Origin of the sequence: Arenibacter sp. 6A1 (genome assembly GCF_012272855.1) — a bacterium.
Lineage (GTDB): Bacteria > Bacteroidota > Bacteroidia > Flavobacteriales > Flavobacteriaceae > Arenibacter.
In genome coordinates this window covers 93,062-104,197 of the sequence record NZ_JAAXCQ010000020.1, presented here as the reverse complement: position 1 = coordinate 104,197, position 11,136 = coordinate 93,062, and the positions used below count along the sequence as shown (strand labels likewise).

6 protein-coding genes are annotated in these 11,136 nt (G+C 38.9%); 3 read left to right on the top strand and 3 right to left on the bottom strand.

Annotated elements, in window-relative coordinates; all coding sequences use genetic code 11:
• Nucleotides 1–146: 146 nt before the first annotated feature.
• From HCG49_RS15815 to HCG49_RS15805, 3 genes are all read left to right on the top strand, one after another.
• Nucleotides 147–2,069 (top strand): LamG domain-containing protein, encoded by a 1,923-nt coding sequence (locus tag HCG49_RS15815; RefSeq protein ID WP_168470500.1) that lies wholly within the window; start codon nt 147–149, stop codon nt 2,067–2,069.
• 142 nt (nt 2,070–2,211) lie between these two features.
• Nucleotides 2,212–3,480 carry a Gfo/Idh/MocA family oxidoreductase gene (locus tag HCG49_RS15810; RefSeq protein WP_168470499.1) on the top strand — a complete coding sequence of 423 codons (1,269 nt, stop codon included), beginning with the start codon at nt 2,212–2,214 and terminating at the stop codon, nt 3,478–3,480.
• Between the two features lie 22 nt (nt 3,481–3,502).
• The gene (locus HCG49_RS15805) at nt 3,503–6,904 is read left to right on the top strand and encodes a DUF1080 domain-containing protein (protein WP_168470498.1); all 3,402 of its coding nucleotides are present in this window, start codon (nt 3,503–3,505) and stop codon (nt 6,902–6,904) included.
• A gap of 114 nt (nt 6,905–7,018) precedes the next feature.
• On the opposite strand, the gene HCG49_RS15800 is transcribed toward HCG49_RS15805, so the two are convergent.
• From HCG49_RS15800 to HCG49_RS15790, 3 genes are all read right to left on the bottom strand, one after another.
• Nucleotides 7,019–9,532 (bottom strand): TonB-dependent receptor plug domain-containing protein, encoded by a 2,514-nt coding sequence (locus HCG49_RS15800; protein ID WP_240938720.1) that lies wholly within the window; start codon nt 9,530–9,532, stop codon nt 7,019–7,021.
• A 25-nt stretch (nt 9,533–9,557) separates the two neighbouring features.
• A complete protein-coding gene (locus HCG49_RS15795) occupies nt 9,558–10,478 on the bottom strand; it encodes a FecR family protein (protein WP_168470495.1) in 921 nt (306 codons plus the stop codon).
• Between the two features lie 120 nt (nt 10,479–10,598).
• On the bottom strand, nt 10,599–11,111 hold the full coding sequence (locus tag HCG49_RS15790) for an RNA polymerase sigma factor (protein ID WP_168470493.1): 513 nt from the start codon (nt 11,109–11,111) through the stop codon (nt 10,599–10,601).
• Between the last annotated feature and the right edge of the window lie 25 nt (nt 11,112–11,136).

Genomic DNA, 11,136 nt, shown 5'->3' with positions numbered 1-11,136 from the left:
AATAAATTACAGCTTTTTAAACAGTTTTCCTATTTTAAATCACCTCAAAACACTAGCAAAATCAATACTTCAACAGTTATTCAACTCTTTTTTCAGGGGATGGCTAACTAATTATAAGTGGCAAGACTCTGGATACGGTTTTACCCATGTTCAAAACAGCCAAGGAATTAGGGATTATTACGGTCGAAAAGGCCAGTAGTCTTAAGGATAGTACCTTGTTCAATATTTGGAAAAATTCTGGTCGAAAACCGACTTTTGTTCAAGTAGCACCAGAATTGCTGCCCTCGGCAGATAGTTTGGTAGGTGCGCTGAATGCAACAAGAAAGGTTTATGGGACTCTCAAATCAAAAGAAGGGCTATTGTATAATATAAGCTTTAAGGATAAAAAAGATATTCTTGTTCAAGGCCTGTTTAGTTTTCCACTGTCTAAAGAGAATAGTTTGCCGGTCTTTATACCTCATAAGCCAGGGTATTATTTCTCTCCGGATATTATTATTACGACTCCCGAAAATCGTGATAATATTAAGGAATTTGTTGGCTTTCCCTTGGATTTTGAATACGGGCTCACCGATCATTTTAGTTTTGATACGGCCGTAAAGAATACCATTAGAAAAAACAATAAGGAGATTTTATCCAATAATATTAAGGTGTACAATGATCCTGTTCGGGGGGCCGTCGGATATTTAAGTGAAGGAGCCTTTGTCGATGCCGGAATAAACAGCCGAAACTCCTTGCAGGGGAGTTTTACGATTTCGGGATGGATTAAGCCAACAGAACTTAGTAATAACAATAGTATTTTAGGAAAGGGCGATAATTTTGTGCTGAAACTTCATAAGGGATATTTAACCTTTACCATGGCTGGTATTAAGGATTATATTTCCAATACTTCAAAAGTTCCCTTAAATGAGTGGACCCATGTGGGCTTGGTGCATTCCAAGGTAAAGGATGAACTTTATTTTTACCTCAATGGTCGACAAACCGACAAAATTAAATTAATAGAAAATTACGATACTTCCGACTTCAATATTTTAATAGGCAGCAACCTTTGGCAAGAGTTTTTTACGGGCTATATCACGGATATTAAAATTTGGGAACGAGAACTGAATGCAGCAGAAATTCAAAAAGACTATGAAAATACAAGTGCTAATAGATTTTCATACCACTATTACCTTCTGGTAGTAGGTTTGGGCCTAATCGCAGTTTTCGGATTTTTAGGGTATAGGTTTTTTAAGAGATACAAAACATTGCCGCCTAAAGCTGCCGTAACGTCCCAGGAGATTGTAGAAAACCCTGTGAAAATAGTGTCTGAGAAGCAAGATTTCCAGGAAAAAATTCTTTGTTTTGGCGCTCTCCGCATTCTTACCGCCCAGGGCGAAGATGTAGCTAAAAAGCTTTCGCCGAAACTTAAGCAACTCTTTGTTGTAGTGCTATTAAACAGCATTGAAGGGAAAAAAGGTATCAGTACTAAAAAACTGACCGAATTGTTATGGCCTGGAATGAGCGTTCAGGAAGCCAAGAATACCCGGGGGACCAATATTCAGAATTTAAGAACGATTCTTTCTGCCAGTACAGGAATACAATTAAGCTTTAAGGATAAATCCTGGATGTTGGAATTAGGAGAAAATAGCTATTGCGATTATCAACAAGTTCAAAAATTTATAGGAGATCTGGGGCAAGGTAGTTTTCAAAAAAAGGACCTAGAGAAGCAGTTACCCTCATTTTTTAATATTTTAAAAGAAGATAGATTTTTAACCAATATCAGGGATTCGTGGTTCGATCCTTTTTTAGAGCGATTTAGTCACCAAATTATAGAAGTTTGTACCGAGCTGTCCACTGTTTTGGAGATCGATGAGCATGCAGCAGTCTTGTATGACCTGGCCGAAGTGATGTATCTCTATGATGAGTTGAATGAAACAGCGCTTAAAATAAAACTTCAAATCTTGATCAAGCAAGGTAAACTTAGCTTGGCGCGCAAGGTGTATAATAATTTTACGAAACTGTACGAGGAATTATACGGTGATTCATATCTGGTCAGGTTCGAAGATGTAGTGGCCAATGAACCCGTATAGAAGGCACTAGTATTATTTTTTTCTTCAAATCGCCTTATTTTAAAAGTATTACCCCAAACATTACCCCTTTTTTTACGCACTACCATCTTTCTTTGTTAAGAGATACATCAATTTATTTAATAATACCATAGAATATACTTTAATGAAGAAAAATTCAACTGGCCGTAGGGATTTCGTAAGAAAATCGTTAGTGGCAGCTGCAGGAATCAGCATTATTCCAAGACATGTTATGGGGGGCGCTAATTTTATTCCACCCAGTGATCAATTGACCAAGGCCGTTATTGGTGTTGGTGGAATGGGACAAGGACACCTTACATATGAGGGAACAAGGTTGTTGGCCATTTGTGATGCCGATGGAAACCATTTGGCCAATACTCTTAAGAAAGTAGGTAGTGGAGTAACTGGGTACAGAGATTTCCGTGAGGTCTTGCAAAGACCCGATATTGATATAGTACATATAGCAACTCCTCCGCATTGGCACGGGCTTATGTCTATTATGGCCGCCGAGGCAGGAAAAGATGTTTGGTGTGAAAAACCGATGACCAGAACCATAGGGGAAGGAAAAAAGGTAGTCGAAGCTATGCAGTTGCACGGAAAGATGTTCCGTTTAAATACTTGGTTCCGTTTTAAAGATAATTTTTATGGAATGGGAACCCCGGTTAAGAAACTTAAAAAAGTGGTCGATAGCGGTGCCCTAGGGTGGCCGTTAAAAGTAACCATTAGTGGGGTTACTGGTTTTAACTGGAAGTTTTACTGGGTAGGGAAAGAAAACTTGACCCCTCAGCCGGTACCAGCACAATTAGACTATAATATGTGGCTGGGGCCAGCACCGGAGAAACCTTATAACCCTCATAGGGTACACGGTACCTTTAGAGGTTACTGGGATTATGACGGAGGTGGATTAGGGGACATGGGACAACATTATATAGACCCTGTTCAGTATTTCTTGGGAAAAGACAATACCAGTCCTGTAAAAGTTGAGGTCGATGCCCCGCAACAACATTATGACGCTATTGGTACATGGAGAAAAATTACCTATACCTATGCCGATGGTTGTCAGATCATTTTAGATGGCGAAAATAAGGATAAGGATGCTGCCTATATTGAAGGTCCTAATGGGAAAATATACAACGGATTTAAATCGACTATCCCTAATATCGAAGGACTCATAGATAGTATGCCAGATCCGGAAGAGCAAATAACCGTGTTCTCGGAATCTGTAAAAACCCGTCAAAAATTTGCCCTTAATGAAGAAAACGGTCACCGTTCAGCAACAGTGGTGAATATGGGGATTATAGCACTTCGTTTAGGAAGGACGTTAGAATTTGACCCTGTTAAGCAAGAATTCATTAACGATGAAGAGGCAAACAGATTAATAGATCAACCAATGAGGGCCTCTTGGGCTTATTAATTAAAATTAAAGGATACTAAAAATGAATACACTATATAAAAAGCTGTCGGTGCTTTTGCTATTTATAGGCGCCTTTGCCATGAATGCTCAGGACAATAGAACATTGGATACTAAGGTAGCCGATATTTTAGCACAATTGCCAACCGAAGATTTGGAACATGCTGATCGATTGATGCAAGAAATCATTGATTTGGGTACCGATGGGGTACTTAAATTTTCTGATATGTTAATACCCTTAGGAAGCGGCGATGACACCAAAGCTCGTTACGCCATGCAGAGTGTAGCGGTGTACAGTGGAGGAACCCAGGCTACAATTAAAGAAGGTGTTGTAGAAAAGGCCATTTTACAGGCTTTGGAAAAAGCATCGAACGAAGAGGTAAAGACCTTTTTGATCGATCGCCTGATGTTTTGTGGTACCAATGCTAGTATTGCTACCTTAAAGAACTATCTGTCCCAAGAAGCTTTGTTTCACCCGGCACTAGCTGCCCTAACCGCTATAGGGACCAATGAAGCTGCTGCGGCGATCTTAAATGCCGTAAAAGGTGCGGATAGCCACAAACAAGCCTCCTTGGTAGATGCGTTAGGAGAGTTAAAATATGCTGCAGGTGAAACCGTAATTAAGGAATTAGCTGCTTCGTCATCAAAAACGGTACAGCAAAAAGCCCTAATGGCCTTGGCCAATATTGCAGGGGTAAGTTCTTATGATGTTTTAGCGAATGCTGTTGAAAAATCCAACTATAAGCTGGACGATACCAATAGTATTTTGGCTTTTATTCATTACGGTAATAGGTTGCAAGAAGAAGGCAATAAGGAGCTTAGTACAGCGCTAGCCAATGAATTGTTAAAGAATTGTAAGGACGAAGAACAATTACATTTTAGGTCAGCTGGGGTACATATACTAGCTGCAAACGATGGAAAGGGAATGACTAAAACCTTATTGAAGGAGGCTAAAAACAAGGATAGCAAGTATGTTGGAGCAGTATTGGATGCGGCTTCTGACCAACTTGGGTATGCAGAAGTGGCCAAATGGACTAAATTGTACAAGAAATCTAGTACAGATATCAAGCCCTTGGTTATTAGAATGTTGCAGACCAGGGAAGATGCCGTGGTTTTTGAAAAGGTAATTTTAAAAGCCTTAAATGATAAGAATGCCAATGTAAGAGTGGCAGGGATTAAAGCCTTGGCATATCAAGATAAAGTAAAGGCGTTGCCAGAGTTGTTTAAAAGCTTAAACAAAGCTTCGACCACTGAGGAATTTTCTGCTCTTGAAGGAACCTTTTTAAGAGTTGTAGATACTAAAGACAATGAGGTATTGGCTTTTCAGTTGAACAAGGTTGCCGAAGATGCAAAAGTAGTTCTTGTAAATGTATTGGCAGCTCGTAAGGCAAATAATCAATTCGATACCCTTTTGGGACTTGTCAATAAAGGAAGTGATAAAGTAGATGCTGCCATTTATAAGGCATTGCCATCGATAGCTACCGGAAATAACTTGTCCGATTTAATGGTGCTTTTAGGGAAAACGGAAAAGGAAGAATACATAGAAAACAACCAAAGAGCTATCTTAAACGTGCTTAATGGTAGCGATAGCGATTTTTCAGGAAAAATCCTTTCTACCTATGAAGGCGCAGACGATAAATCTAAGTTATTGCCAATTTTAGCGGCTTTGAGTTCAGAGGAAGCCTTAAAGATGGTTTCGGATAGACTTTCGACAGGAAATAAGAATGAAAAAGCATTGGCCTTAAGAGCTTTGACGAATTGGAAAAACAACGATGCTATCCCGTATTTGTTGGAAACTGCAAAAAATGGAGCAGACAATGAAATCCGTAAAAAAGCTTTTGAAAACTACCTGACAAAGGTGGTAAGGTCTAACTATCCAGAGGATCAAAAATTACTTTTAGTCCGTAAAATAATGCCAGAAGCTACAAATGTACAGGAGAAGAAACTAGTGCTTATGGCTGCACAAAAAATAAAGACCTTCCTTTCTTTGGTGTTTGTTTCAGAATATTTGGACGATCAGGAATTGTTGACTACTGCTTCAAATGCAGCGATCGCAATTGCGCTTCCAACACCAGGCGTGAAAAATGGCTTGAGTGGAGATGTTGTTAGGGATATCGTTTCTAGAAGTGTCGACAACCTTACAGGCCCGGACAGTCAATATATAAAGATTGATGTTAAAGAGTTTTTGGATAAGATGCCAAAAGATAAAGGTTTCGTCTCTATTTTCAATGGCAAGGATTTTACCGGCTGGGAAGGATTGGTAGCAAACCCAATAGCACGTTCTAAAATGTCCCCTGCTAAATTGGCCAGGGAACAAGCAAAAGCCAATGCCCAAATGATGAGGGATTGGTATGTGAAAGATGGCGTTATTGGCTTTAAAGGAGAAGGATACAATAACATATGTACTGTAAAAGATTACGGCGATTTTGAAATGTTGGTCGATTGGAAGATTACCAATGGCGGCGATAGCGGTATTTATCTAAGAGGTACTCCTCAAGTTCAAATTTGGGACGTCGCTTTGGTTGAAGTAGGGGCTCAAGTAGGATCTGGTGGATTGTACAATAACCAAAAACACGAAAGTAAACCTTTGCTAGTAGCCGATAACCCAGTTAATGAATGGAATACCTTCCGTATTAAAATGGTAGGCGATAGGGTAACTGTTTATTTAAACGGAGTATTGGTAACCGATAATGTGGTTATGGATAACTATTGGGATCGCAAACAGGCAATTTTTGCTAAGGAAGCTATAGAACTTCAGGCCCATGGTGAAGATTTAGGGTTTAGGAATATATATGTTAGAGAAATTAGTACCGGTGATGATCAATTGACGCAAGCCGAAAAGAAGGAAGGTTTTAAATCCTTACTAGGTGGAAAAGATCTTGATCATTGGATTGGGAATAAAACAGATTATATCGTTGAAAACAATGAGTTGTTGGTGAAGCCAAAACAAGGTGGACACGGTAATTTGTACACGGTTGAGGAATATTCCGATTTTGTATTTAGATTCGATTTTAAACTAACACCTGGTGCCAATAACGGATTGGGTATTCACGCTCCCCTAGAAGGTGATGTGGCCTATATGGGGAAAGAATTGCAGATCTTGGATAATACTGCCCAGATTTACGCCAATTTGGACGACCACCAATATCACGGTTCTGTCTACGGTATAATCGCCGCTAAAAGAGGTGCGTTAAATCCGGTAGGGGAATGGAACAGCCAAGAGGTTATTGTAAAGGGCGATCACATCAAAATTACCCTGAACGGAAAAGTAATCCTCGATGGTAATATTAAGGAAGCTTCTAAAAACGGTACTTTAGATAAGAAAGATCATCCAGGCTTATTGAGAAGCAAAGGACATATTGCATTCTTGGGGCATGGATCGGAACTGGCTTTTCGTAATATTAGAATCAAAGACCTAAGTAAGTAGTACTGAAAACAGTCTTCTTTAAAGTCGGAAGTTTTGGATAGCAATATCGCAAGGCTTCCGACTTTTTGTTTTAAAAAGCTGTCATTTAAGATTTTAAAGCAGCCTCTTTTTCTTTTAAAACTTCAACCTAAAACTAAAATTTGGGGTTATCCCTAGCGATATCCTTTCTACAGTTTCAATCTCATCGTTCTCATTGATCCGGTAATAGGTATTTAAAAGATTCCGTTTGTTCAACAGGTTCAATACCGAGATGCCCATGGAAGATTTAATGCCTTTCGCGAGCGCGAATTCGTACATAAAAGAGCTGTCTATACGCAGGTAATCAGGTAGCCTACTGCTGTTGGGCGATTCGTAATTAATTTTGTTGGGAAAAATACCCAAGTCTATAATGTTATCCTTTTGTTGCGGTTTTGTAAATGGTTTTCCCGTGTGGTAATTGGCGCCTAGGCCAAATTTAATTTTTTTATAGGTATAGGTTCCAGCAAAAGTAATGGTGTGCCTTATGTCCAGATTGTTTGGGAATTGGTTAGGGCTTATATCTTTAAAAGTATAGGTATTGTCATTAAAGGAATAACTGAACCAAGTACTGTATTTGTTAGTTTTTTTGTTGATTAAGAATTCTATTCCCTTTACATCATAGCTGCCTATTTCTCCATTGAATTGGTCTTCATTTTGGAAACCTTGGGTTGCCGTGCTAATACCAGTTACTTCTTTATAGAATGCTTCAATCCCTATATACACGCTTCTTCTATCATAATTAAGGCCAAAGGAGGCTTGTTTGCTTTTGGTGATAGGCAGTGATTTTTCGTTCGAGAGTATCCAACGACGTTTTTCTATCCCTAAGAAATTTTGTTCCAAATCTATGATTTGATTCGTAGTCTGGCTCTTGTATTCTCCTAAAATATCGGCCCTGAAAAAGGGTGCTATTAAAACATTGATATTTAGTCGGGGCTCTAAAATAAATTCGGTAAAAGTGTTGAGGTTTTCTATATAATTTAAACGGGCCCCTGCACGGGCGACCAATTTTCTATTGTCGCTCTGGTAGGCCAATTCGGAAAAGAGGGCATGGGTACGGATTACCCCTTTAACATTGCTTTTAAAAGGAGGTTGGGTAACGTTTGCGGTGTTAGTGATACCTACTTCATTAAATTGGTAGCCGTTTAACCAATTCAGGTTTTGCCATAGCTGGTAATGGGTATTTAATTTAATACCGGTTTCTAACACCCGGTTATTTTGGAATAACTGTTGCGATTCCGATGAGGTGTTTTGGGCATCTAGGTTGTAGCGGGTATAAAAAACAGCTAATGAACTGCCTAGTCTAGGCGACCACTGACTATCTAGACTGCCCCCAAAAGATAGGTTGGTTTGGTCTAAAAGACTCTCGCTATCGCTATTCTTAGATTGTTCGGAATATTGTAAATTGTTGTCAAGGGTAATGAAATTGAGTCTTATTTTTTGTTTTTCATTGATGTCATAAAGTATTTTTCCCGTAAAGTCGTAAAAGTAAAATTCTTCGTTCCTTACAATGTCTTCATCTTCTGAAGTACCGTTGTTTTCCTTGACTTCACTGTCTTGGAAAACCTTGTCAAAAAAACGGTTGTAAGTAGGGGTCTTAACAAAATCCGTAGTAGATCTTCTTGCCGAAAATTGTGCCGAAAGGTTGTTGGCAATCGGTATGTGCGCAAATATATCACCATTGAGCAAATTAAATCCGCCCCCCCCAATAAACGTTTTGTTGACCTTATTTTTAGTTTCCATGGCGATGACGCTGCTGACGCCGTCTCCATATTCTACACTAGTACCATTTTTTATAATGGTTACTTTTTCGGTCAAATAAGGGTTGAAAGCAGAAATCAACCCAAAAAAATGTCCGGTCTGATACATTTTAATACCGTCCCAAAGTACAAGGTTTTGGTCATTGGTACCCCCTCTGATATTGATATCGGAGACAGTCTCGTCTACACTCTTAATGCCGGGCAGGGCCTGAATGGTCTGTAAAACATCGGGTTCTATAAGTCCAGGCAAAATGCCAAATTCTTCGGTGTTTAAACTGATGCTCGCATCTTTTTGTTTGCTAAGTCCTTCTGTAAGATAGTTGTAAACGATTACCTCGTTGAGTTCTTGGACGTTAGGACTCATTATAACAGTGCGGCATGGACGTTGAGAAACATAGTCCTGGGCCTTTATATAGACGGTCTTGTAGCCAAGGTGTCTAATGGCTATATTGGCTTCTCTTGGAATTTCATCAAGGATAAACTGTCCCTCAAAATCGCTGATCCTGCGAATACTACTACCCGTCACTTCTACCGTAGCATTGATAAGCGGGTTGTTATCGCTGAGATCTACTAAAAAGGCGCAAATAGTGACAAGATTACTCTTCGATAGGGTGTAGTATCGATCATTGAGTTTCTTGATTTGTAGTTGGGTCTCATTGCGAATCCCTTCTAATATGGCCTCTAGAGATACTTTTTGCGGATCAATACGCATGCTTAGGGAAGCAAGGTCCTCATCTACATAAGAGAATTTAATATTAAATTCTTTCTCTAATTGCTGGATGTACGGAATAAGCCCAATCGTGTTTTTGGGTATTTCTTGCGCCCTTCCGACAATGGAGAGGAAGAGCAGCATACACAAAAAATAAACACTACCTAATTTAGGGGGCTTTAGCATAAAATAGTACTTTGTTTCCTTCAAATTTAAACTTTATTTGGGAAGGAACACTAATACTCTGTAGGGCTAATTCTATATCCTGATTGCTAAAACTACCACTAAATAATTGCGATTCATCAATGTTTTCGGTGCTTACCTTAACATTGTACTGTCTTTGGAATTCCTCAAAAACAAATTTTAAAGGAATACTTTTAAAAGTACTTTCGTTGCTAAGCCACGCTGGTTCGGTGGTAGAAGGATGTTGGGTAGGGGTTATTTGCCCATCAATCACTAAAAACGAGTTGCCAGCCGGTAGTTTTATTTCTTTGTCCTTATAGGTTACACTAACCAAGCCTTCGTAACAACTTACCTCAAAATATCCTTTTCTACTTTCTACATTGAATTGGGTTCCCAAAACAGCTACGGTTCCATCGGGAGTATTAACGGAAAAACGCTTTCCTTTGGCTACCTTGAAAAATGCCTCACCACTTAGGGAAAGGGACCTTTTTTCTGCCCATTTTTCTTTGCTATACCTAATTTTAGATTCCGCATTCAGTACTACTTCAGAAGCGTCCGGTAAAATTACCTCGGCCCGTTCGGCATACTGGGTACTTATTCTTTCGTCTAAGGAGTTGTTATAGAAAAGAGTAACGCTTACGATTAATGCTACTACAGCGGCGATTCTCAAGTATTTTTTAAACGGATTTAAGGTTATAACCTTGGTTCCCTCTTCTGGCAACACCACCGTTTTTGCTTTTTTAAGATCTTTCCAAGCCTTATCCATATCAAATTTAGGGGCACTAAGACCTTTAGTGGTCTCTACTATCTTTTGATAGGTGGCATATTCCTTAGTTGCCTTAAATTTGATGACCTCTTCCTCAGAAAGTTCGTTGTTGAGCCATTTTGCTAAGTAATTTTCTTGCATGGTTTTTAGCTTTATATCAGTATAACAACCGAATAGGGCAAAACCCTACCTTGCCGTTGTTATTATTTTAGATTTTATAGTTTTAAGATAAATTCAAGTATTTTTTATAAGAGAATTATGTTAGATACCATCGATATTCTCCCTAAGTGTTTTTAGTGCCAAATGCATTCTTTTTTCAATGGCTTTTATACTTACACCTTCCATTTCTGCTATTTCCGCGTATTTTTTACCATCAATCCTATTGAGTAAAAAGGTGGTGCGTTGGATCTCCGGTAAATTTTGTAATGCGCGATCTAGTTTTTCCTTGAATTCTTGCTCTTCCAAAATAAAATCTGGGGCTTCATGTTCTATAGGAGCGGCATATTCGGCATATTTTAATCGTACTTTTTCTGCCTTAATTACATTTAAATATAAATTATTGGCAACTGTGTAGACAAAAGATTTTGCCTTTTCGGGGGCGACTTTGGAACAGTTCTCCCAAAGCTTAACGAAGGCTTCCTGAACGGCGTCATAGGCTTTTTCTTCATTGCCAAACTTATAATAGATGTAATTATAAACAGTTTTGGAATGGGTCTTAAAGATGGAAGCATAGACTTCATCTTCACACACGTGATCATTTTTAGTAGCTTTCAATCTATTTGTGGTTTTTTATCAAAGA